The 25,326-nt window shown below is 38.2% G+C and carries 22 protein-coding genes; 18 read left to right on the top strand and 4 right to left on the bottom strand.

Annotated elements, in window-relative coordinates; genetic code table 11:
* Positions 1–883 (top strand): alpha/beta hydrolase (locus AC220I_RS05480; protein ID WP_486722816.1); only part of this gene is annotated, 883 nt, incomplete at its 5' end.
* Positions 884–949: 66 nt separating this feature from the next.
* Here AC220I_RS05480 and AC220I_RS05475 read toward each other — a convergent pair.
* Positions 950–1,528, bottom strand: coding sequence for a hypothetical protein (locus AC220I_RS05475; protein ID WP_486722815.1), 579 nt, complete (start codon positions 1,526–1,528; stop codon positions 950–952).
* Between the two features lie 178 nt (positions 1,529–1,706).
* On the opposite strand from AC220I_RS05475, the gene AC220I_RS05470 reads away from it, so the two are divergent.
* Both AC220I_RS05470 and AC220I_RS05465 read left to right on the top strand, forming a co-directional pair.
* Positions 1,707–2,609, top strand: coding sequence for a GGDEF domain-containing protein (locus AC220I_RS05470; RefSeq protein ID WP_486722814.1), 903 nt, complete (start codon positions 1,707–1,709; stop codon positions 2,607–2,609).
* A 66-nt stretch (positions 2,610–2,675) separates the two neighbouring features.
* On the top strand, positions 2,676–3,746 hold the full coding sequence (locus AC220I_RS05465; protein WP_486722813.1) for a GGDEF domain-containing protein: 1,071 nt from the start codon (positions 2,676–2,678) through the stop codon (positions 3,744–3,746).
* Between the two features lie 38 nt (positions 3,747–3,784).
* On the opposite strand, the gene AC220I_RS05460 is transcribed toward AC220I_RS05465, so the two are convergent.
* Positions 3,785–5,836, bottom strand: a complete 2,052-nt coding sequence (locus tag AC220I_RS05460) for a putative bifunctional diguanylate cyclase/phosphodiesterase (RefSeq protein ID WP_486722812.1) — start codon at positions 5,834–5,836, stop codon at positions 3,785–3,787.
* A 140-nt stretch (positions 5,837–5,976) separates the two neighbouring features.
* On the opposite strand from AC220I_RS05460, the gene mutY reads away from it, so the two are divergent.
* From mutY to msrA, 14 genes are all read left to right on the top strand, one after another.
* The gene (mutY, locus tag AC220I_RS05455; RefSeq protein WP_486722811.1) at positions 5,977–7,050 is read left to right on the top strand and encodes an A/G-specific adenine glycosylase; all 1,074 of its coding nucleotides are present in this window, start codon (positions 5,977–5,979) and stop codon (positions 7,048–7,050) included.
* A gap of 19 nt (positions 7,051–7,069) precedes the next feature.
* On the top strand, positions 7,070–7,897 hold the full coding sequence (locus tag AC220I_RS05450) for a GNAT family N-acetyltransferase (protein ID WP_486722810.1): 828 nt from the start codon (positions 7,070–7,072) through the stop codon (positions 7,895–7,897).
* A gap of 63 nt (positions 7,898–7,960) precedes the next feature.
* Positions 7,961–8,308: a glutaredoxin family protein gene (locus AC220I_RS05445; RefSeq protein ID WP_486722809.1), complete on the top strand. Its 348-nt coding sequence runs from the start codon at positions 7,961–7,963 to the stop codon at positions 8,306–8,308.
* A 22-nt stretch (positions 8,309–8,330) separates the two neighbouring features.
* Complete coding sequence (locus AC220I_RS05440; RefSeq protein ID WP_486722808.1) at positions 8,331–9,212, top strand: diacylglycerol/lipid kinase family protein; 882 nt, start codon at positions 8,331–8,333, stop codon at positions 9,210–9,212.
* A 107-nt stretch (positions 9,213–9,319) separates the two neighbouring features.
* Complete coding sequence (locus tag AC220I_RS05435) at positions 9,320–9,736, top strand: bacteriohemerythrin (protein WP_486722807.1); 417 nt, start codon at positions 9,320–9,322, stop codon at positions 9,734–9,736.
* Between the two features lie 125 nt (positions 9,737–9,861).
* Entirely contained in the window at positions 9,862–10,761 is a 900-nt protein-coding gene (gene gnd, locus AC220I_RS05430; RefSeq protein ID WP_486722806.1) for a phosphogluconate dehydrogenase (NAD(+)-dependent, decarboxylating), read from the top strand.
* 9 nt (positions 10,762–10,770) lie between these two features.
* Positions 10,771–12,138, top strand: a complete 1,368-nt coding sequence (gene zwf, locus AC220I_RS05425) for a glucose-6-phosphate dehydrogenase (RefSeq protein ID WP_486722805.1) — start codon at positions 10,771–10,773, stop codon at positions 12,136–12,138.
* 101 nt (positions 12,139–12,239) lie between these two features.
* Positions 12,240–12,878: a cyclase family protein gene (locus AC220I_RS05420; protein WP_486722804.1), complete on the top strand. Its 639-nt coding sequence runs from the start codon at positions 12,240–12,242 to the stop codon at positions 12,876–12,878.
* A 310-nt stretch (positions 12,879–13,188) separates the two neighbouring features.
* Positions 13,189–14,595, top strand: coding sequence for a cyanophycinase (locus tag AC220I_RS05415; RefSeq protein ID WP_486722803.1), 1,407 nt, complete (start codon positions 13,189–13,191; stop codon positions 14,593–14,595).
* Between the two features lie 97 nt (positions 14,596–14,692).
* Positions 14,693–16,231, top strand: a complete 1,539-nt coding sequence (locus AC220I_RS05410) for a methyl-accepting chemotaxis protein (RefSeq protein ID WP_486722802.1) — start codon at positions 14,693–14,695, stop codon at positions 16,229–16,231.
* Between the two features lie 124 nt (positions 16,232–16,355).
* The gene (gene iadA, locus AC220I_RS05405) at positions 16,356–17,531 is read left to right on the top strand and encodes a beta-aspartyl-peptidase (RefSeq protein WP_486722801.1); all 1,176 of its coding nucleotides are present in this window, start codon (positions 16,356–16,358) and stop codon (positions 17,529–17,531) included.
* Between the two features lie 126 nt (positions 17,532–17,657).
* Entirely contained in the window at positions 17,658–19,712 is a 2,055-nt protein-coding gene (locus AC220I_RS05400) for a sigma 54-interacting transcriptional regulator (protein ID WP_486722800.1), read from the top strand.
* 171 nt (positions 19,713–19,883) lie between these two features.
* Positions 19,884–21,524, top strand: coding sequence for a putative basic amino acid antiporter YfcC (gene yfcC / locus AC220I_RS05395; RefSeq protein ID WP_486722799.1), 1,641 nt, complete (start codon positions 19,884–19,886; stop codon positions 21,522–21,524).
* A gap of 77 nt (positions 21,525–21,601) precedes the next feature.
* The gene (msrA, locus tag AC220I_RS05390) at positions 21,602–22,075 is read left to right on the top strand and encodes a peptide-methionine (S)-S-oxide reductase MsrA (RefSeq protein ID WP_486722798.1); all 474 of its coding nucleotides are present in this window, start codon (positions 21,602–21,604) and stop codon (positions 22,073–22,075) included.
* 180 nt (positions 22,076–22,255) lie between these two features.
* Here the strand turns inward: msrA and sdaAA are convergent, their stop codons facing one another.
* Both sdaAA and sdaAB read right to left on the bottom strand, forming a co-directional pair.
* Positions 22,256–23,134, bottom strand: a complete 879-nt coding sequence (gene sdaAA / locus AC220I_RS05385; RefSeq protein WP_486722797.1) for an L-serine ammonia-lyase, iron-sulfur-dependent, subunit alpha — start codon at positions 23,132–23,134, stop codon at positions 22,256–22,258.
* An 8-nt stretch (positions 23,135–23,142) separates the two neighbouring features.
* Positions 23,143–23,817: an L-serine ammonia-lyase, iron-sulfur-dependent subunit beta gene (gene sdaAB / locus AC220I_RS05380; protein ID WP_486722796.1), complete on the bottom strand. Its 675-nt coding sequence runs from the start codon at positions 23,815–23,817 to the stop codon at positions 23,143–23,145.
* A gap of 184 nt (positions 23,818–24,001) precedes the next feature.
* Between sdaAB and AC220I_RS05375 the strand changes: the two genes are divergently transcribed.
* A partial coding sequence (locus AC220I_RS05375; protein WP_486722795.1) for a DegV family protein occupies positions 24,002–25,326 on the top strand: 1,325 nt, incomplete at its 3' end.

Raw genomic sequence — 25,326 nt, 5'->3', positions numbered from 1 at the left:
TTTGTTAATTAGTGTGAGTTACGTACTGGGTGAGCGTTTTAATAGGAAGGCGATTTACCCACACAATTGGCAATATAAGGAAACTTTGGACAAGGAGATTAGAGATGGCGTTATAGAAGAGGGTTACTTTGAAGCCTTGGAAAAGGAAGCCTTTGAAATCCTATCTGAGAGAGGCTATGTCTTAAAAGGCTATTGGATACAAGGGGGTGATAGGCCTACTGACAAGACAATTATCATTTGTCATGGCATCACAAATAATTTAATGAAATCCCTTAAGTATTTAGAACCCTTTATTGAGCGGGGCTATAATGCTGTGATTTATGATCATAAAAATCATGGGGAAAGTGGTGGCGATTATACCACTTTTGGTGTAGAGGAAAAATTAGATCTCAAACAGATCGTCGATTATGTGGTTTCAAGAGTTGGAGAAGCTGGTGTGATAGGAACCCATGGTGAATCCATGGGGGCAGCAACTGTACTAGAGCATGTGAAGATTGACCCTAGAATAGCCTTTGTTATTTCAGATTGCGCCTATAAAAGTGCTGAAGCTGAGTTCGCATTTCGATTAAAATTGGAAAACCATTTGCCTGCTTTTCCAATTTTGAACGTTGCATCATTGATCAATAAAATGCGATATGGCATTACTTTTAAGGAAATGTCACCCATTCGTATGTTAGAGACTGTTGATCAGCCTATTTTGTTCATACATGGTTTGGCGGATGATTATATTCCCTATAGCCATTCTCAAGACATGTTTGCAGTGAAAAAAGATAAAAAAGCACTCTATCTTGTACCCCAAGCAAGGCATGCAATGTCCATCATTGTGGATAGGGCGGCCTATATTGATCAAATAAATCAATTCTTGGACAGGTATGGCTTTTAAGGGCATAATAAAAGACATTTTTAAGTGAAAACGGTTTTTCAGCTTAATCATGTCTTTTTTAAATCTTTAATATTCAAATGAGGTTTGGTTGATTGAAAGACCCTCGCTCAAACCATTAATAAAGCCTTCGTATAGGACGCTTTTATTGTCTATTTCAAATAAATCAATTGTTTGTACAAGTCCTGGAACCTTGTCAAACTTAACGATGCCATGTTTTTTTAACATTGAGTAGACGAATTGTGAGCAAAAATAATGATAATTTCGATCAAGTGGTCGATTAAAAAGAATGCCAAACAAGCCTAAAAAGTTATATCGATAAAGCTCTTTATTGGTTACAAAGCGTTCTACATCTTTTAGAAGACCCATATACTGTTTTTCAGAAACGTTAACTTCAAAGATTAGGCATTCGCTTTTATGGTATTTTTTAAAAACACCATCATATATATTTTCACGTACAAAGCCACCTGAAAAAGGATTGTTAGGATTTGAGCGACCAAAAGAGTACATAGATGTAAAGGAAGCATCAAAGCTGATTGAGGTGTGTACGTATTTGGTTGCAGAAAAATATTTTAAGGTACGAGCCAACCAAGTACCAGTTTTAGTAAAGACAATGTAGATCGTTTTTTCGTTTTCTGTTGAATTCATGTGTTCTCCCTTAATAGCCGGAAAATATATGTGGCTATTATATATTAGTTCATATGACTATTATAATACATGAAATGAAGTATGGGTACTTAAAGATTTATTTTGAATTAAAATTGTTGCTGTAAGGGTTCTGGATGGGTATATATGATTATAGCTTTAATAAATAGGTGGTGACAAAATGCTAACAGATGTGAATTACAAAATAATATTGGATCAGATTTTTGATGGTGTATATATAGTGGATAGAGACCGTCGAATTATTTACTGGAACGATGGTGCTAAGCGGATTTCAGGCTTTAAGAGTGAAGAGGTTATCGGTCGATATTGTCATGATAATATCCTCAACCATGTGGATGAGTTTGGCATTAACCTCTGTCTAAATGGGTGTCCCTTGCACCAGACACTTGCTGACGGCAATGTTAGAGAGATTATGGTTTATCTTCAACATAAAAGAGGCCATAGGATTCCGGTTAAAATTAGGAGTTTTCCACTTTATGAAAATGGCGAGATCGTGGCCTCTGTTGAAATATTCACGGAGAGTTTTGAGCGAGCGATTAAACCAAAGTCAATGCTTGTAAGTGTCTCCAAAGACGCTGTAAAGGATGAACTCACAGGCCTTCCTAACAGAAGAATGATAGATCATTATTTAAATTCGAAAATGAATGATTATCGGGATTTGGGCATCCCATTTGGAATCGTCATGATTGATATTGATAGCTTTGAAGAATTCAATAATACCTATGGCAAAGCACTTTGTGATCAGGTTATTGAAATGTTAGGCAGGACTTATAGCAAGGCTTTTAGGATCGCAGATATGGTTGGTCGTTGGCGTGAGGATGAGTACATTTTTATTTTTACGGGCATTAAACATGATGCTTTAAAGATGTTGGCAGAAAAAATAAGAATGATTTCAGAGAATTCCTCACTCCGAGGCGAGACTTTTAAGGACATTGAAGTGACCGTGTCTGTGGGTGCGACATTGGTCCATCAAGACGACACGGTGGATAAATTGACAAATAGAAGTTATGAACTCATGAAAAAGAGCAAGGCAAAGGGCGGAAATAGCATTACTGTGAAATAATGAAGATATAAAAATATTGTAATATTTGATATAATAAGAAGAAATCGGGTGCATTTGGGGTAGGATATGACGGACTTTAATCGTTATTTGTTACAAAATGGAAAGCATGATTCCAAGGGTAAGCTAACGCTTATTTTTATCGTTGTGAGCATGTTATTCTGTTTTGTCTATACAATTATTTTTGCATTATTGGGTGCTATTTTACCAGCATGGATTCAGCTTGCTGCAGGTGGTTTATTTGTAGTGTCGTATGTTCTACTTAAGAAGGGTTGGCATACCAGTGCAAAAATTATCGCCATATTTGCAAGCTTTTTTGTGACTGTAATTCAGTCTATCTGTTTTTTTGGAAGTGCCTATGGCTTCCACTTTATGATTATTGGGCATATCGTGGTTGTGGTGATGATTTTTAATTACAACCGGAAATATTCAAACACCTTTCTTTTTATGTATTTGTTAATCTCCGTTGTTACATTTGTTTATATTGAAAATCTTGAGCATGGATTGTTTATCAATTATGCTGTTGAAACACTTGAAAAATGGTTTTATAATACCACTGCCATTGGCACCATATTCGCTTTAATCGTCATTATGTATTATTTCTCGAAAGAGATTGATCAGGCAAAGGAAGAACTATTTGTGATGACCTTGACGGATGAATTGACCAAGCTCTATAATCGAAGAATTTTCATGGACTATGGTAGTAAGATGTTCGAATCTATAAATGAATCTCAGTTCACCTTGTTACTGATAGATGTGGATTTCTTTAAAACGGTTAATGACACTTATGGTCATGAATGTGGTGATGAAGCCCTCAAGCATTTGGCGAATATTTTTAAATCTCATATGCGGATGTATGACTTGGTTGCAAGATATGGTGGTGAGGAGTTCGCAATTCTCTTGCCACGGACTGACAGAACCTCTGGCGAGCAGATTGCCAGTCGTATTTTGAAAGCAGTCGATGAGACGCCTATTAGAATTGATGATAAGAGAACTGTTCATTTGACAATCAGCATTGGTATGGTGGACCGAAAAGTCATTAAAGGTGATTTTTCGAGTATGATTTCAAAGGCAGATGAAGCACTTTACTATGCCAAAGGCCATGGACGAAATCAAGTGGTTGTTTATTCTAAGCAATAAAGAAGCGCAATACAAATATCATTTTGTATTGCGCAATTTTATTTTTTGGTCAAATAGACCTGCTCGAATTCAGGTCTTGGAATTGGCCTGCTAAACAAATAACCCTGTGCCATATCACACTTAAGCTTGTTCAGTATCTCAAGGTGTTCAAGCTTTTCAACACCCTCGGCAACAACCTTTAGTCCAATACGATGCGCCATGTAAATGATAGATTCAGTTATGGCACCTGTCTTATCATCTTGTCCAAGTGAGTATACAAAGGACTTGTCTAGTTTTAAATAATCGATCGGTAACTTTTTTAAGTAGCTCAATGAAGAGTAGTTTGTCCCAAAATCGTCAAGGGCAACCTCGAATTTAAGGGCTCGAAGTGCTTCAAGTTTTGCAATTGTGGTCGTACTATCATCGATTGCAACATTCTCTGTTATTTCAAATACGATCGTTCTAGGATTGATTTCATAGCTGGTGATGATCTCCGTAATGCTGTTTAAAAAGGAAGAACTCAATATTTGAACGCCAGATAAATTTATTGAAACTTTACCAAAGTTAAGTTCAAGTGCCTCCCACTCCAGAATGTGCCTACAAACCTCTTCAATGACCCAGTGGCCAAGTTCGATGATAAAACCTGTCTTTTCTGCGATGCCTATAAATCGATCTGGTGGAATGAGGCCTTTTTCTGGACTGTTCCATCTGATGAGTGCTTCTGCACCAATTAGGACATTGTTGGTCATATCGAATTGAGGTTGATAGTAAAGTTCAAATTCACCTGCCATTAAAGCGTTTTTCATATTACTCTGAAGTTCAACGTACTCTAATATTTCATCATGCAATAGGTCCTTAAATACGGTGGTCTGATTTCTACCGTTGTTCTTAGAAGCATACATGGCAGTATCTGCTTTTCTGAAGAGGGTTTCAAATGTGTCGCCGTGGTCTGGTGTATATGATATGCCGATGCTGCAAGAGAGGTGAAACTCCCTGCCTATTAGAATCCAAGGGGTCCTAATGATTTCGAGAATTTCATCTGCCAAGGTCAGCAAGGTCTTTTCATGTTCGAAATCCACAATGATAAAGCCGAACTCATCGCCACTTATTCTTGAGAGCATATGATAATGGAGTTTTAAATTCTGAAATTTAGAAGCCATTTGTTTTAATAAAAGATCACCTTGATTATGGCCCACAAGGTCATTGATCATTTTAAAATTATCAATATCCAGGTAAATAAGGCCCACTTGATGATTTTTGACGATCAATGCGTTGACAACCTCGTTGAGTCTAGCCCGATTCGGTAGCCCGGTAATGTGATCATAGTAGGCAAGGTGTTCAATACGATCTTGGATGCGCTTTGAGTCTGTAATGTCCTTGATGGCACCGGCCATTCTAATAGGCTTTCCATTTTCATCCCACACAGCTTTCCCGCTACTTTGGACCCAAATATAGTAATTGTTTGCAGTTCGCAGTCTGAACTGGGCGCTATAACGATCGATGCCCTTATCTAAATAGGTTTGTATTTGATTTAGAACGACGCTTTTCTCGTTTGGATGTAAAATGCTTTCGAAATCTTCAAAAGTAAATTGGGCAGACTCTTTGATTTCGTGGCCCAATATTTCAAAATAATTATTTGAAACGATAAATACGCCTGTAGTGATGTTCCAATCCCATATGCCGTCGTTAATGCCTTCAAGAAGCAATTGATATCTTTCTTTGCTGGTTTTCAGTTGCGCTTCGCTAGCTTTAAGTTCCTCTAGGTTGTTTGATAGGATTGCCTCAGTTTTTTGCAATGCTTTGAACTGATTATCCAATTCAATGGTGAGGTTGTAGTCTGTTTTTATGCGCTTATAAATAAGGCTTAAAAGCAAAAGTGCTGTCACGATAATATAGAGCCAGCCTTTATAGACGCTGATCCTATAGAATTGATCCTGACTTGTGGTCATAAAAAGTAGAACCTTATCTGAAAGTAAGATCCATAGTGTGCCAAATATGGCATAGGTCATCGTAATCCTTAATGAGGACCAAAGTGGTGTCGACTTGTGGAATTTATCGTTCGGCTTGAAAAAATTCTTTTTTTCATGAGTATTTTCTGGTTTAGGCGTCATAGGGTCCTCTTTTCAAAGAAGTGGTCTCTTAGATATGGTAATATTATACCCGACATCAGCCATAAAAATCAGGCCTAATTACAATTTAGGGTGTTGTCATTTGTATCATAACAGATTAGACTAGGGTTGAGGAGACTTAAATGGATAAAAAATTGTTAAATTGGTATAAAAAAAACAGTAGAGACCTGCCTTGGAGAAGAAGCCAGGACCCTTATTATATCTGGTTATCAGAGATTATGTTGCAGCAGACACAGGTCATAACCGTTATTGATTATTACAAGCGTTTTGTTGAACGCTTTAAGACTGTCACAGAATTGGCTTTGGCAGAAGAACTTGAGGTTTTGAAATATTGGGAAGGATTGGGTTACTACAGTAGAGCAAGAAATTTGCACAAGTGCGCCAAAGAAATTGTCTCTCGATATGGCGGTCACTTTCCCACGAAATATCAAGACTTACTTGCCTTGCCTGGAATTGGCCCCTATACCGCAGGTGCTATTGCAAGCATTGCCTTTAATGAGAAAGTGCCTGCAGTAGATGGAAATGTCATGCGCGTCTATTCAAGAGTTTTTTGTCTTGATTGTGATATCTCTGATCCTAAAAGTAGATTGGTGTTTGAAAAAAAGGTCATGGAGACTATGCCAGATGACGCGCGTCATTTTAATCAGGCCATTATGGAGCTTGGTGCAATGATATGTACACCCAAAACACCAAAATGTACCCTATGTCCACTTAAAAAAGAGTGTAAGGCCAATCGCTTAGGCAGCCAGCTTTTATATCCTATAAAATCTAAAAAACCAGTTAAAAAGCACGAACAAGTATTTGTTTTTATCTTTTGCTTTAATGGGAAAATCATGATCGAAAAAAGAAATGAGGCTTTGCTTTTAAAGGGGCTTTGGGGATTTCCTACCCATCATATTGACTTACCTGCAAAGAGCGTTTTGGATTCGGATTTTATGGCCCCTACTATCTTGGAAAGTGTAAGTGCAGATTATGATTTAAAGGGAAGCATCCGATGGTTAAAGCCTGTTAAAAATCATGTGTTTACCCATTTGGTTTGGCACATGACCTTGGTTCTTGTGGATGTTGAAAGTCTAAATGAGATCGATTATCCAGAAGTAAACTGGATTAAACCAAGTGATTTGGTTGTCTATCCCCTTCCCACAGCTTTTAAGAAAAATATATCAGAAGCATTAATGGCAGAACTTGAAAAATAATTTAGGAGGGATACAAGGCATGTTTAGACAATTTGATATTGAGATGGATTATGATCGACTAAAAAAAATGGTCTACAAAACACCTGCCCTCAATTATTTCATCTGTATGGCTTTTGAAGCCTCCTTGTCAGTCTATAAGACTATTTTAATAAGCGAAGATGAGTCTGGTGAAATAATCTTAGGTGTTTTTCATAGAAAATCAGGTAATCTACAGATTGCATTAAATCCTGATTACGATTTTGAAGCCGATACCAATAAGGTCCTTTTTACATCTTTAAGATCCTATTTAACCCAGATGGACTACAAGACTTTAATCATACCCAAGACTCTATTTATGAAAATAGAAAAAGGCATCCCTTATAGACAAGCCAGAACAGGTGCTGAAATTGAGAAGCTTGTTCGTAGGGAACCCTATGCCTTGAGCCGCTTAAAGGGGGGCGCAAAGGGATGCGTGCCTTTAGAAGAAATAAGGTGCGAGAAACTAGAAGCGGATGATTTAAATCAAGTGGAAGCCCTTTACAAGCTGGTATTCAAAGGGCATCCAAGTGAAGACTACATGAGGACAAAACTTGACATGAAGAGGGGGAGGGCTTATGGCATTTGGCTTGACGGGAAACTGGTCAGCGTTGCCCAAACAGACTTCTTTGATGAGGTAATCGTAGGTGTTGCCACTATGCCTGATTATCAAGGCTGTGGTTTTTCAAGATTTTGCCTGCAAACGCTGATTAATTCAATTTTACCTGAGCCTTATGTGTTTTATCTTCAGGTGGAGAACCCAATTGCCATAAACTTATACCATTCACTTGGATTTGAGAGGGTTGATCAAATTCTTCATGTGACTAATTGACTTTTAAATGGGTATAAATACATTGGTAGAAAATCTTATGTATGTCTTTAAGAGGTGAAGAAAATGAAAGAAATTATTATGTTCACAAGTAGTACCTGTCCCCACTGCAAAACTGCTAAAGCTTATCTTGATGATATGGGCTATAAATATATAGAGAAAAATGTCCAGTTGGACCAATTTGCAAGACAGGAAATGGCAAACCGAAAAATGATGGGGGTTCCAGCTTTTATCATTGGTGATGAGAGCATTGTTGGACTGGACCGGGCAAAAATTGATGCCCTCATTGACTATACCGTGGAAGCTTGTCCGCATTGTAATCATCGAACAAGAGTGCCAAAGGGCAAGGGCAAGGTAAAAATCACCTGCAAAAAATGCACCAATGACTTCATTATTCAAACGCGAAATATGTGACACTTAAGGAGACAGATGCCATATGAAAGCATTGCTACTATATAACCCGAGGGCTGGATTAAAGGGTTTTCACAATCAACTGGATTATATCATTGATCAATTTCAGCAAAGGGATTTATTTGTGATGCCTTATCGACTGAACAAAAGTGAACGCCTAGAGGCTTTTTTAAAGAATGAAATTGAAACCCAATATGATCGTATCATCATAGCTGGTGGCGATGGCACCATACATCAGGTAATCAATATTCTTCTAAAAATTGGATGGACAAGACCAATTGCCATATTTCCCGTTGGGACTGCCAATGACTTTGCCCAGATGTTTGATGTACCGAGAACGATTGAAGGCATGGTAGAAAATGCGCTTTCTCAGAACATGGTAAACTGTGATGTAGGCGTGGCTAATGGACGGTATTTTATAAATGTGGCCAGCTTTGGATACTTGGTTGATATCAGTCAAAAGGTCAATGAGCAAATCAAGAATATAATTGGTGTACTCGCTTATTACTTAAAGGGTCTTGAGGAAATTCCAAAATTGAAGCCCTTTGATGTAACAATCTTTGCCGAAAATGCTGTATATGAAGAAACCATATTCTTTGCCTTGGTCATGAATGGTAAATCGGCTGGTGGATTCCGAAAAATATCGCCAACTTCAAAGATTGATGATGGTGTTTTAGATGTTTTACTCTTTAAAAAGTGTCCAGTATTTGAAATCATGCCACTTTTAATTCAAGTTTGGAACGGTGAGCATCCTGAAAGCCCCTATATTGAGTATTTCACAACAAAAAACATGAAGATCATGTGTGATGAAATCATCTGCTCAGACTTAGATGGGGAGGCGGGAATTGGCTTTCCAATGGAAATTTCAATATTGCCAAGTCGACTTAAGATTATCACGTCGAATTAACAAAAAATTTATACTTGAGCTCTAGATAAAGACGCCTTTATAAGTTATGATGAAATGAAAGAAATAGTGTGATCTATTTTTTAGATCATAGCGATGGAGGGAAATTTATGCTAGCTTGGAAAAAAGAATTTGAGTTCGGTATTGATGTCATTGATAATCAACACAAAAAGCTCATTGAAATTGGCAGCGGTTTATTTGAACTTGTAAATGACGATACAAAAGATGACTATTATGATGAAATCGTCGCAATGTTAAGAGAACTAGAGGATTATACAGTTACACATTTTAAGGATGAAGAAGCCCTGTTTGATGCCGTGGATTATATGGGGTCAATGGCGCATAAATTTGAGCATAAGTTATTTGTAAAAAAACTTGAGGGTTATATGACTGATCTCGAGGGAATTGACTCAAATCAAAAGGAAACCCTACTGGAGTTATTAAACTTCGTAGCAGATTGGTTGGTTTTGCACATTGTCAAAACCGACCGTGAATATGTCCCTTTGTTATTAGCAACTCAAAACTAATGATATAAAGCGTCTTATGATGACAGACTTTCAGTCTTGTTGTGATAAGACGTTTTTTTTAATTTTTAAATCATATTAATTGGGTAATAAGTATCTAAACGATATTTTAAGAAAAGAGGGATGAAATGAAAATTGGATTAATTGGCTTAGGCAAAATGGGCTATGCACTTGCCCTAAATATGAGAGATCAAGGTGTTGATATTAAGGTCTTTAATCGTTCTAAGGAAAAAGTAGACCATATCAAGGAAGAAGGTATTGACGGCTATTACGAGCTCAAAGACTTAATTTCCAATCTGGATGAATCCAGAAAGGTGGTTTGGCTCATGGTGCCTGCTGGCGAAACGGTAGATCAGCTTATAGATGAGCTCATACCAATGCTAAAGCAGTCGGATATCATCATTGATGGTGGTAATTCAAATTATAAGGATACTAAAAGAAGATATGCCAAGCTGAATGCACTGGGCATAGATTTCATAGATGTGGGGACCAGTGGTGGTATTTCAGGCGCAAGATATGGCGCTTGTCTCATGGCAGGTGGCGATCCAGAACCAGTGGAATATGTGGATGAGGTCTTGCAGAAGATAGCGATAAAAGACGGTTATGGCTACTTTGGAGCTTCTGGTAGTGGCCATTATGTGAAGATGGTTCATAACGGCATCGAATATGGTATGATGCAAGCCATTGGTGAGGGGTTTGATATCCTAAAGGCATCTGAATATGATTTGGATTTTGAACTCACTTCAAAGGTCTGGAGCAACGGTTCTATTATTGAAGGTCTTTTAATGAGATTGATGCATGAAGCTTTTAAAGAAAGCGAGACCTTGGAGGGCATTCGAGGTATTGTTGACGCTTCGGGTGAAGCGGACTGGACGGTGGAAGAAGCGCTAAGACTCAAGGTTTCTGCCCCTGTTATTACCCAATCCCTCTTCACAAGATTTAAATCCAAGGATGAGGATCGTTTTAGTGAGAAATCAATAGCAGCACTAAGAAATCAGTTTGGTGGTCATAAAATATATAAAGAATAGGGTGAAGGTATGATTTTTACAATATTTGGAGCAACAGGCGACTTAACAACTAAAAAATTAATACCGGCGCTTTATGTTCTATTCTCGGATGATCAGTTACCGTCACATTTCATCGTTAATTTAATCGGTCGTCAACCCTATGAAAATGATTTGTTTATCGAACACATCAAGGGACAGATAGAGGGTGATTTTCCGGAGTGGGATGCCTTTAAAACCCACCTTAAATACATTAAGATGGATTTTACAGATGAAGAGGCCTACGGTGACTTTCAAAGCTATATGAAAAGCATAAATGTCAATAGCGCTCAAGAAAGAATATATTATTTGGCCACAGCACCTCGTTTTTTCCCCATAATTGCAAAGGTACTTGTGGAAAATAATTTGGTGGTTAGAAGCAATATGCGGGATAAAATTATCTTTGAAAAGCCCTTTGGTGAAAACCTGGAGACGGCAAAGTCATACAATCACTTACTCCTCGGGTTAATTGAGGAGAGCCAAATTTATCGGATAGACCATTACCTGGGGAAGGAAATGCTCCAAAACGTCTTGATGGTTAGATTTGCAAATAAAATCTTTGAAAGCATTTGGAATCACCATAATATTGAGCACATTACAATTTATGCTTTTGAGACCGAAACTGTAAAGCAGCGTGGCGGCTATTACGACCGTTCTGGCGCACTAAGAGATATGGTTCAAAATCACTTATTTCAAACCCTTGCCTTGGTAGCCATGGATCAACCCAATGGCTTAAATGACAGGCTTATAAAGGATGAAAAGGTAAAGGTCCTCGAAAACCTTGAATTTTCGAGTCCCATGATTTATGGCCAGTATGACGGCTATTTATCTGAGAAGGGTATTCCAAGCGATTCCAAAACAGAGACCTTTGTTGCACTTAAAATGTCGGTCAACACCCAAAGATGGGCTAATACGCCTTTTTATTTGGTAACTGGAAAGAAAATGAATTCAAAACGAGCTGCCATTGTCATTACATTTAAAAATTCAAATTTCTTCTTTGAAAGTGGTCAGCCTGAGAAAAATACATTAACCATTGAAATTGCCCCTAGAGAGGGTATTGCATTGACTTTCAACGGCAAAGCACCTGGCCTTCAATCATATGTTATGCCGATGAAGATGGATTATTGTCATCTGTGTAATGTTATGGGAAATACACCTGAAGCCTATGAAAAATTGATTTTGGATGTCATCCACGATGATGCATCCCTCTTTACACGATGGGATGAGATTGAAAGTTCGTGGAAGGTTATAGATCAATTGGAACAGCTCAAGAAATATGAAAGGCTTCACATCTATAAAGACGAGTCAGAAATTATTGAAAGGCTTAAATCAGAGTGGGGTCAATTTTTAACTTACCTATAAGATGAAGGAAGCCTATATAGATGAAAGAGCATTTTACCAATATGAATAGGAAAATGAAGCTTATTTAAAGCAATAATTTGAAAGATTAAAAAGGAGAAACAATGAACATTAAGGAATGGACAGATGTGACCATGACCATTTCACCAGAGATGATGGTCTATAAAAATTTAGAAGTTAAGAAACCGATTATTATCAATCGCGCTAATTTTGGAACGCACAGTCATTATGAAAGTAGCATCACCATGGATTTGCATACAGGGACGCATATAGACATGCCCCTTCACATGATAGAATCCGGTGAAGATTCTGATGTTTTTGAAATTGAAGCGGTCAATGGCAATTGTTTTGTGATAGATCTTACAGGCATTCAGGATAAACAGATTGAGAAACACCACTTGTTGGCCTACAAAGATCAAATCAAAGCGGGTGAAATTGTAGTGCTTAAAACGGTAAATAGTCTCACTGACATCTTTGATTTTGAGTATGTCTTTCTTGCGGAAAGCGGTGCTCAGTTTTTATTTGAATGTGGGGTTAAGTGCGTAGGCATTGATGCGCTTGGGATTGAGCGAAGCCAGCCAGAACATCCGACACATAAGATATTGCTTGGCAACCATATTTATATTATTGAAGGCATTGCACTTAAAAACATCAAAGAAGGTCATTATGAGATGCTATGTCTGCCGATTAAAGTCTCTAAAGTGGAAGGTTTACCGGCAAGAGTTTTATTAAAAGCCCTTTAAAAATTTAATAATTAAATTAAAACCCTGTTTTAATAATGTAAGAGCCTTCACAATATTGGATTTTATGGTCTGATTTTGAGTGGAGCTTAAGGCATTTAAAGAATAGGGTTTTATTTTTTTGCATAAAAGGGTGATGGTTGATGGGGGACTGGTGGAAAAAAGGATTAAATGTGCGATAAAGGGGTTAAATGGTTAAACAAGGTGAAATGGATGTGAAGAATGATTTTATTTTAGGCCATATGGCATGGCATCATATTTGCGTATATTAAAAGACATGAGAAATACAAATTTAGATTTAGTGGAGGGGAAAATGAAAAAGTTATTGAGTTTATTGATGTGTTTTGTTTTGATGTTTTCAATGATGCCAAGTTTTGCAAATGAAACAGGCAATTATGGAAAACTTGTGATTGTTGGGGGTGCTTTAAGAGCTGACAACGATGATGTTTATAATGCCTTTATAGAACTTGCTGGTGGCGTAGAGAATGCTAAAATTGGTATCGTCCCTGCAGCAAGTGGCAGTCCAAGTAAATACGCAAAGATGTTTACAGAAGATATGGTGGCAAGAGGCCTTGATAAATCTCAAGTGGTGGTTTTGCCATTGTTGACAAAAGATGATTCAAAAACGGAAGAGGTTGATGAGTCAGATTGGATTAAAAATGGTAATAATGCTGAGGTTGCCAAGCAAGTTGAAGGCCTTACAGGAATTTGGTTCATCGGGGGAGATCAAATTAGAATTACAGATGTCTTGTTAAATGCTGACGGCTCAGAAACATTGGTATTGACTGCCATGAAGAAAATGTATCATGGTGGTGGCGTTATCGGTGGCACAAGTGCTGGTGCAGCCATTATGAGTGAGACCATGATCGCAGGTGGCGATAGTTTAAGTGCTTTGGATTATGGCTATACTGAGAATTTTGATGATTCTTCATTAGATTATCAGAATGCTGGTGGTCTTGTGGTGACTAAGGGCCTAGGCTTTTTTAAGGATGGTATTGTAGACCAACATTTTGATCGTAAAGCAAGGTTGGGACGTTTGGCTGTAGTTGCCTATGACCATAAGTCTGTATCAAATTACGCATATGGTGTAGAAGAGAACACAGCGCTTATTTTCGATGCGGGAACTCAGATGATCCGAGTGGCAGGTACTGGCGGCGTGGTTATCTTAGATGCAACAAATGCAAGATCGGGAAATGGCTATGATGGGTTCTTAGTATCTTATATTGAAGGCAATGACCAATATGATTTAAGCACACACACTGCACTCATGGATGCTGATAAGTATACGACTTTAGGCTATGAATATCTCAATACACCAGAGACTGTTGTAGGTGGCTCTATGGGTCCAAATCAAAGATTTAGAGATTTTATTGCCTTTGAACTGGTTGATAATGAAGCAAAATCTGAAGTTAAAACTTATCTTTTTGGTGAAGGAAAAAATGGGTTTGAGTTTACCTTTAGAAATGGTGAGACAACAGAAGGCTATTGGGGACAATCCGGCGCAGCAGATTTATATTCATTTGAAAATGTAGAAATGGATATCCACCCAATTAAAATAGATATTCAAAGAGCTGACTTGTATAAAGTGCGTGAGGGAGACGCCCTTTGGAAAATTGCTAAAAATCATGGTGTGAGCCTTGAGGCTTTAAAGAAGGCAAATGCACTTAAAAATCCAAATCAATTAGTGGTAGGTCAAGTTTTAAACATTCCTAAAAAGTAGAGACACTTTTAAAATAGGATTATTAGAAGTGACGATTGCCTTCACAAAGCGCAATCGTCACTTATTAATCGGAAATTAGATTGGTAAAGGGGCGCATATGAGATCAACTTCTGAAGAATTGTTAAGATTTATTACAGAGTTTTCAGTGAACGTTGATAATATAAAGATGGATATGCTTGATATTGAAGTAAATGCAGGTCTACTGCAAGCTGTATCAAGCCGTCAGATGCAGAATGTCAACGAAATGTATTCTGAATTTGAAAGCATTACAGATGCTTTTGGAAGATTTTCAAGTGAAAGTGGTAAACTGTCAGATGAACTGATTAAATCTAGAGAAATGCTTATAAATACAACAGAAAATACCCATAAAAGTGCAGTGAAACTGAAAGAGACAACAGAGGACTTGCAACGTTCAAGGACGGAAGTGGAAGACTTAAATACCTTGGCGATTCAGGCCAGTTCTATGATTGATAAAATAAAAAAAATCAACTCTCAAACAAACTTGTTGGCACTTAATGCTTCTATTGAAGCAGCCAGGGCCGGAGAATATGGACGAGGTTTTGCAGTTGTTGCGGATGAAGTGAGAAAATTATCGCTGGAAACTGATCTTGTAACTCAAAATCTTATGAATTTCATTAAAATATTTACCAAGCAATCTAGTGATATTTCTAGGGGCATGACTCATATTGTCAAGACGATCGAGTTGGATTCTCAAAATGTTGTGGATAGTATCAAGCAAATGGATTCTATAAAGGATACCTTTGAATCTGCAATTCGAACCAATACTATGATTGGCAACCTAAAGAACAGTATGACCCATGGCCTTAATGAAACATCTCGAAATGTCACTGAGTTCATTTCAGATTCAAAGGAAGTCAATGAAAATATTAAGGAGATTAAATCCCACTTAAGCGACGAAGTTGGCGAACTTGAAAAACTTACAAACCTAGTGACAGATATTGAAAAAGCAGGCTTTGACCTACTTGAAGAAGAGAGTAAGGCTCAAGAGGCGATTATCATTGCCACATCACCCTATGATCCTTATATCATCTATGAAGACGGTACCTTTAGCGGCAAGGACGTAAGTCTTATCCAAGAGGCTTTTAAAAACTATCCTTTACCTGTAAAATTTCAACTTGTACCCTGGGACACTTCTCTTAAAATGATTCAGGAAAACCTGTCGAATATCTTGCCTACCATTAGCTATAGGGAGGATCGAACTGCAATCTTGAACTTTAGCAAACCTTATAGAACCCAGAGTGTATACACCTTTTATACGATTGGGAAAGCCATTGAACAATATGAGGATTTGCAGGTATATAAGGTCGGTGTCGTGAGTGGATATAATTATTTTAAAAGATTAAGGGAAGACAAGGCCATTAAGAAGGTTGTTGTCAGCAGAGACGAAGTGCTTATAAAGAAATTGTTAAAAAACCAAATTGATGTGGCAGTTCTCAATGAAGATGTTGGTGATTATTTGATTCATAAGTTAAAACTCGGTAATCAAATATCAAAAGCGACCTTTAAGGTTGTTGAAAAAGAAGGTGCTGAGACAAGATTAGGCTTTTCAAAAGATCAACTTGGTCTTGAATTGCTCAAGCATTTTGATCAATATTTAGAAAGGCTTAACCCATAAGCTTTCCATAAGATCCACCCAAAAGTGACAGTTGTGTATGCTGTCACTTTTACCCCCCTCTATTTTATTTTAGAATTGAACTCAGAGGGGCGGCATGATAATCTAATAATAAGTGGAGGAATACATGATAAAACTCATAAAAAATGCCAAGGTGTATGCACCTAAGTATTTAGGCGAAAAGAACATTTTGATAGCAGGCGATTACATTGCGGCTGTGGAGGACACGATAGACCTAAAGGCAAATCCTGACTTGATAGAAGTTATTGATGCAAGTGGCAAACTTGTTTTTCCAGGATTTATTGATGGCCATGTACATATTTTAGGCGGAGGCGGAGAAGGTGGTTACAAGACAAGAACCCCTGAAATTATGCTTTCAGACCTAATTGTAGGTGGTGTAACAACAGTAGTGGGCTGTCTTGGTACTGATGGCATTACAAGAAGTATGGAAAGTTTAATTGCCAAAGCAAAGGGGTTAGAAGAAGAAGGTATTACGACCTACGTTTATACTGGTTCTTATAGACTGCCACTTAAAACCCTTACAGATTCTGTGCAAAAAGATCTTCTTATGATCGATAAAATTATTGGTGTGGGTGAAATTGCGCTGTCAGATCACAGGAGCTCGTCACCTACAATTGATGAGTTTTCAAGGGTTTGTGCTGATGCAAGAGTTGGTGGTATTTTATCAGGCAAGGCAGGCCTGGTGAATGTTCACTTAGGTGATGGCAAAGAAATGCTGGACTATTTGTTCTTCATGATTAGAAACACGGAAATCCCAGCAAGGCAGTTTTTGCCGACACATGCCAATCGAAATCGAGAACTTTATAACGAAGCCCTGGTCTATGCCAAGGAGGGCGGTTTTATAGATTTCACAACTTCTACAGTACCACAGTTTATTGAAGAAGGAGAAGTAAGGGCGTCTGATGCTTACGTTAGGGGATTAGACTTTGGTATAGAGGCAAGTCATATGACTTTTACTTCGGATGGACAAGGTTCCCTACCCCTGTTTGATAAGGGTGGAAAGCTTGTTGGTTTAGATGTTGGAAGCGTTTCATCGCTATATGAAAGTGTCAAGGAGCTCATCTTACAGCATGAAATGAAAATTGAAGAGGCCTTATTGCCAATAACAAAGACCCCTGCAAATATTTTAAAACTTAAGAACAAGGGTGAAATAAGTCAGGGTAAGGATGCAGATCTTGTTTTCGTTGATGAAGTATCCTATGAGATTACGGATGTTATTGCAATGGGTAGTGTTATGATGCGTGATGGAGAAATCCTTAAACGGGGTACATTTGAAAAATAGAAAAGTTAGAGAAATGCTGTATAATATAATCAGAGGATTAATATACGGCATTTTTTACATGTAGGCAGACTCGAAGGTAATTAGGCTTTTTATAAGAGAACGCTTGTATGGGATAGTGGAGGCAAAATGAGTAAAATTGCATTGATATCAGGATCAGGTGAAACATCTAAAGCACTCCGAAAGCAGCTCGGTGATTTTATACCTGAGGATTTTGAAATCATAAATTATATTGGTGATGATGGTATCTCCTCGATTGAAGCCTGTGACTTGGAGATTTATTCAAGTAAGGCCATGTATGAAGAGGTTCTAGCACAAGGGCTTGTTAAAGCCACAACGCCTAAAATCATAGGGAAGCGGACGATTAATTATGATCAGCTTGATCTCGTGGTTTCCATACCAGACAGGACACCTGTTTTACTCGTCAATGATTTGGAACTTACAGTAGAAGAAACACGCCTTGCCATGGTTGAAATAGGTTTAGACCACATTGATATGGGGCTATATTATCCAGGTGCAGACCTTGATCTGTCGCAATACAAAGTTGCAATTACGCCAGGAGAAGTTCAATATGTCCCAATCCATATCGATCATATTATAGATATTGGACCGAGAATATTTGATTTCACCACCATAGCCAAGATATTATCACATTTAAATTTACTTGAAGTATCTTCAGGTTCTTTTTCAAAAATGTATCTGGAGAAAATTATTAAAATAGCCAAGGGATTGGCCCAGTCAAGAAATGAAGTGGTCAAGTTAAATTCAAATTTGGAACGCGTCATTGACAGCTTCAATGAAGGCTTAATCATGTTTGATCAGCAGTTCAAAGTTGTCGTTTTTAATGATGTTCTCAAGCAGATCCTCAAAGCGAGAGGCTATAAATTTGTAGGCAACATGCTCAATAGAGTCATTCATAATAAAAAGCTTTTGCTGTTTTTAATGGACGAAAAAATGGATCAATCTCAAAACATCCATTTAGATGGCAATGAGTATGTGGTCACTAAGTTCAAGATGGACCAGAATGATTTGATTTGTGCATCCTTTAAATCATCTAAAGCGCATTATCAAGCCAAGGAAGCTCGTTTAGAGGCTTTGAGAAAGGGACACGTGGCAAAATATGACCTTACAGACCTAGTGGGAGAATCCTCAGGCATGGTACAGGTGAGAAATGTCGTTCGAAAGCTGGCTAAGACAGATATGACCATACTGATTCAGGGAGAAAGTGGTACAGGTAAGGAACTTACAGCCAGTGCCATTCACAAGCATTCCAATCGTGCTGAAGAACCATTTTTGGCGGTGAACTTTAGTGCCTTGCCAGATGACCTTATAGAAAGTGAGCTCTTTGGATATACAGAGGGTGCGTTTACAGGGGCCAAAAAAGGTGGTAAAACAGGTTTGTTTGAAGAGGCCAACGGGGGTACGATTTTTTTAGATGAAATTGGTGATATTTCATTAAAAGTCCAGTTACGTCTATTAAGAGTCTTGGAAGAAAAAGAAATTATGCCCATTGGGGCTAATGAAATCCGATCGATTGACGTACGCATCATTGCAGCGACCAATAAAGATTTAAGCGAGATGGTTGCAAAAAACCAGTTTAGAGAAGATTTATATTATCGCCTTAAAATGGGATTTATACATTTACAACCCCTTAGAGAGCGACGTGAAGATATTCCAGTCTTATGTGAGCACATCAATCAAAGCATTGGTACCACGGCCATACAATTTGAACCAGAACTCATTAAAAGACTTGTTGCCTATCATTGGCCAGGCAATATTCGGGAACTGAAGAATTCCATTACCTATATGCTTGCGGTTCGTAAAGAAGATACATTGAGAGTGGAAGATTTACCAATGGACCAGTTTTTTATTCGGTCTGAATCAGCTGAAAGGGTTTCAAGTCCCATTAACACCTCTGAAGAGGTTCACCATCATGGTGAAAGCCTATTTTTAACAGAGGAAGAAAAGCACTTTCTTGATATGATCTTTGAGTTCACACGGAAAGACTGTGCGATCAGTCGTAAGACTTTAGCAGAGGCAAGTCAATCCTCTCGTTTCGTTAGGACGGAAAATCAAGTCAGAAGAATCTTGAATCACTTAAAAGACAAAGAACTTTTAGAGATTCATAAGGGGCGAATCGGCATACAATTGACAGAAAAAGCCTACAGTCAATTTAATCTTTAATTGGTGACTCAAGGGGTTGTGGTTGATTTATAGGAACACAAATCACCATAAACCACCATTAAATAAGAAATACAGGGTTTTTTAGCAAATATTTTGACAAATATCGTCTTATAATTTTGGCATCTATTTTGCGTTATACTAGTATGACCAAAAAAATAAGGGGGAAATATTATGTCTAACAAAACATGGCGCATGCCAGACACTTACGTCATCATATTCTTTATTGTTTTACTTGCAGCATTATTAACTTATGTGGTTCCAACAGGCTTTTTTAACGTAAGTTATGTGGTACTTGATACCAATGATCAAGTGATTGCATCAGTAGAAGACAATTCGGTAAAAGATGTAGAAATTGAAGGTGTTAGCTACACAATTGATGCAACAGATTCATCTAAAACATATGTGTTTAAAGGTGAAGAGGAAATGGGCAGTATCAAGAAATCAAAGGCAAAAGCAGTTGAACTTGAGGGTGCCACTGTGGTACAAGAATATAAAGATTTTGTCAACACAGGTGAGACAAAGGCCATTAAGGTTTTTGAAAAGTGGGGCGATGTCGGTTTCCTAAATTACATGTTTGAGGGCCTTGTAACAGGTGATAAATGGGGATCAGCAGTTGGTGTAGTTGCCTTTATTCTCGTTGTTGGTGGTGCGTTTGGGATTATCCTTAAAACAGGCGCTGTAGACGCTGGTATCATCAATATCATCACTAAATTTAAGAATGCGGATATCGTTTTAATCCCAGTATTGTTTTTAGCATTTTCAGCAGGTGGTGCAATCTTTGGTATGGGAGAGGAAGCAATACCATTTGCCATGATTGTCGTACCGCTTATGATTTCCATGGGCTATGATGCGATTGTGGGGATTTTAATCACATATGGTGCGACTCAAATTGGATTTGCAACATCATGGATGAATCCATTTTCAGTGGCAATTGCCCAGGGAATTGCAGGGATACAGGTTGGTTCAGGATCAGGTTTCCGTATTGTTATGTGGATTTTCTTCACAGCGTTAGGAATCGCATTTACAATGCTTTACGGCAAACGTATCAAGAAGGATCCAACATTATCAGTTGCATATGAATCAGACCACCAATATCGCGAGGAATTCTCTAACAAAGATATTTCTACAAACAAGCTTGAAATAGGTCACGTTTTGGTATTAACCACAATCTTACTCGGTATCGTATGGACGATCTGGGGGGTACAAAAACATGGATACTATATTCCTGAGATTGCGACAGTCTTCTTTACAATGGGCTTAGTGGCAGGGATTATAGGTGTTGTATTTAAGCTCAACAATATGGGTGTAAACTCAATTGCAGAATCTTTTAAAGATGGTGCTAAGGATTTAGTGGGCGCAGCCCTAGTTGTGGGTATGGCTCAAGGTATCGTCCTTGTTTTAGGACATAGCTCGGCAAATGCGCCATCTGTTTTAAACACTGTTTTAGCAGGTATGTCAAATGTTTTAAGCGGAATGCCATCAATTTTAACAGCGTGGATTATGTATGTATTCCAATCGATCTTCAACTTCTTTGTCGTGTCAGGTTCAGGACAAGCAGCGCTTACGATGCCTTTAATGGCACCACTTGCTGAACTCGTTGGCGTTACGAAGCAGGTTGCTGTACTAGGCTTCCAACTTGGAGATGGTTTTACAAATCTTATTGTGCCAACATCAGGTTGCTTAATGGGCGTTTTAGGTGTTGCGAAATTAGATTGGAATAAATGGTTTAAATTCCAATGGAAATTCCAAGTCGTTTTATTTGGTTTTGCAAGTGTCTTCATGTTTGCAGCAGTTCTTATGGGCTTAAAATAAGAGGCTTTACACGGTTTGATTCAATCGCTATAATTAAATTAGAGACACTAATTAATCGAGTTTAATAGGAGATTGATATGAAGAGAATCGTATTGGCAGGTGGCTGTTTTTGGGGAATGGAAGCCTACTTCGAACGTTTCAAAGGCGTTGAAAAAACAGAAGTGGGTTATGCTAATGGTGAGACAAAAGAGCCTACCTATAAAGAAGTTTGCAGCAATACTACAGGACATGCAGAAGTTTTAGATATTCACTATAATCCTGAGGAAATTAGTCTAGAGACCTTGTTGACCCATTTTTGGAAGGTCATTGACCCAACACTTTTAAACAGACAAGGCGGCGATATTGGTTCGCAATACAGAACAGGCATTTACTATGTGGATCCTGCTGATCTTCCGACGATTGAGCAATCAAAGTCAGATGAGCAGAAGAAATATGAAAAGCCAATTGTGACTGAGGTGACCACTTTAGACTATTACTATCCAGCAGAAGAATATCATCAAATGTACTTAAAGAAAAATCCAGGTGGCTATTGCCATATCAAATTGGATTAAGGTGCGTTTAACGCAAAACCTTGTTTTGTCGTTATCGTTCTCATCTAACCGCTTTTCGCAAGTGGAAGATTCTTGCTCAAAGCTGGATAAAAACTAATGCTCTACAATAAAAGGTGTTATCAGTATGCATATGCATGTTGATAACACCTTTTTGACAATTGAGATAAGCTGAAATTAGGCTTACTTTGAAAATAAATCAGTTGCGATTTGAACGCCTGTTTTAGTGGTTGCAAGTCCTCCCATAGAGGTTTCTCTTAAGGATGGGGGCATGGCTTTGCCAACCCGATACATAGCTTCTACAACCTCGTCAAATGGGATAATACTCTTAATTCCTGCTAGGGACATTTCGGCACATAATAGTGCGTTTGCAGCGCCCATACCATTTCGTTTGGCGCATGGGCTTTCAACCAGACCCGCAATCGGATCGCACACAAGTCCGAGTAGATTTTTAAAGCACATGGCTGCTGCATTAAAGACCTCTTCCACACTACCGCCCATCATATGGACCACTGCTCCTGAAGCCATGGCAGATGCTGTGCCAACTTCGGCTTGACAGCCACCCTCAGCACCTGAGATTGTAGCATTTCTTGCAACGATGCTTCCGACCATATTGGCAGCGAGAAGGCCCTTAACAAGCGTTTGCTCATCAAGCTCAAAGCGTTCTTTCATCGTCATAAAAACTGCTGGAAGGACACCACATGAGCCTGCTGTCGGCGAAGCAACTACTTTCCCCATTGAAGCGTTCACTTCCATGGTACTCAGTGCATAGGCAACTGCTTTTGCAATGGTCTTGCCACAGACCGTTTTTTCATTTTCAAATCTTTTTTTCATTTGAATACTGTCATTGCCGATGATTTTACCATGAATTAAATTATCTTCATCGTTTATACCTGAGGTCACAGCATTTTCCATGACCTTCAAAACGGATTTCAAATAACTTTCTATATACTCAGGTGTTTTCTCTGTTTTTTTAGATTCATAAGCCAGTGCAAGTGCATCTAGGCTAACGCCCTTATTTTGACAATAATCTATTGCTTCTAAAGCACTATTTAATTTCATAAGCACTCCTATTCATATATTTTCTGAATGACATTAACTGAGATCATGCCATCGATTCGCACAAGCTCATCTACGACGTTTTTCGGTATTTTCTCATCAGCCTCTATAATGCCAATGGCCTTGCGACCGCGCTCCTCTCGATAGAGCTTCATGAAGGCGATGTTGATTCTGTTTTCTGATAAGATGGTTGAAATTCTAGCCAACATCCCAGAACTGTCCTTGTGATGTGTCACCAGTGTATTATACTCACCTGTGAATTGTACGTCTATGCCATTGATGGAGCGGATAATCATTTTTCCGCCACCTATTGAAATACCAGCAATTTCCCAAGTTTCAAGCATATTAGTCTTTGCACGGATCAGTACGGTGTTGGGGTGCTCAGCTTCATCTTCGGTGGAGACAAATTCAAACTTAAGACCTCTATTTTCAGCGATTTTAAAAGCTTCAACAAGTCTTTCATCGTCTGGCTTAAGACCCAAAATACCACCAAGCAAGGCCACATCGGTCCCATGACCCTTGTATGTTTTGGCAAAGGACCCGTAGAGAATGAAAGTCACTTCAGTAATGGGAGATTTAATGATTTTTTGAGCAGCGTATCCAATTCGGCAGGCACCTGCAGTGTGAGAGCTTGAAGGCCCAATCATAATCGGCCCAATAATATCAAAAATATTGTAATCTTTCAATGTAAACCTCCTGTAGAATTTTGAATTTTCTACCCTACTTTTTTATAATTAAATCTATAATAACAAAAATAGATTATAAAAGCGATAAGGTAATTGTAAATATTAATCTCAAATAAGGGTATATGTGAAACACATGCGTATTTTTTAGTAAAAAGTAAAATAGATTGATAGGAAAGGGCATAATATGGATGAACAAAGAATGAATGGCTATCAGTTTTTTAAGATGTTTAGTGCTGGTGTAAGTGCTGTCGTTTCCAGAAAAGAGCATTTAAACGCCATAAATGTATTTCCAGTAATGGATGGTGACACAGGTACCAATTTATTGATGACTCTAACGTCAACCATGGATGAAACCATTATTTCAAATGATTTTAGCATCGTGATCAATTCTATGTCTAATGCAGCAATTACAAGTGCAAGAGGTAATTCTGGTGTAATATTTGCGAGTTTCTTAAGCGGCATTTCAAAGGCTTTTGGCCATCTCAAAGAGGTGACAATTGAAGAATTTGGTGTGGGGATTGTTAAGGCATCTGAGGAAGCTTACCATTCGGTTTCAAAACCGGTTGAGGGCACTATGCTCACTGTAATTAGAGTGTGGGCTGAGTTTATAAACAATGAATATATGAATTATTATACCTTTAACGAGCTCTTTAATAATGCCTATGAAAAGGCGATTTTAGCATTAGAAGAGACACCTATGCATTTAGATGTTTTACAAAAATATCAAGTCGTCGATTCTGGTGCAAAGGGATTTGTCTATTTTTTAGAGGGCATTAAGGCCTGTTCAGATGATTTTTCCAAGATCGGTAACCACTTGTTGATTGAGGCGGGGCCACTGGTATTTAAAGAGGATGATTCAAATGAGCTACATATTGATCATGAATTAGAGGCGATAACCAACAGATATTGCTGTGAATTTACAATAAGTGGTGCGTTCACCCATAAAGACCTGATAGAGGGGATGGGAGATGCAATTGTCGTAACGGGAAATGGAAGGGTTTCAAAAGTCCATATTCATGCCAATAATCCCCTTAAACTAATGAATTTAATTGTAAATGCCAATTACAAAGTTACCAAGGCTAAAGTGGATGATATGGCGTTGCAGGTCAATGTTAAACATCATTCAATGGCTAAAATTGGGATCTTAACAGACTCAATTTGTGACTTGCCTCAAAGTGTCCTAGAAGCGCTACAAATTCACATGATTTCATTAAATGTTCACGCTGATGGGCAAACGTATCTGGATAAACAAACCATTAATACTTCAGGTTTAGCCCCGCTCCTTGAAAAGCAGGCTTACCCCAAGAGCAGTCAAACAGATGTCCAGCAAATTAAACTAAAGTTGGATTGGATGCTCATGCATTATGAAAGTGTTATTATACTTTCTGTTTCCTCAAAACTCAGCGGCATGTATGATAACTATCATCGCGCCATGGAGACAGTAGATCATAAATCTAAAAAAATCAGTCTTATTGACAGTAAGTTAAATTCAGGTGCTCAAGGCTTATT

This window comes from Fusibacter sp. (assembly GCF_057447755.1).
The sequence above is the reverse complement of the archived record's forward strand: the minus strand, read 5'-3'. Positions and strand labels throughout refer to the sequence as shown.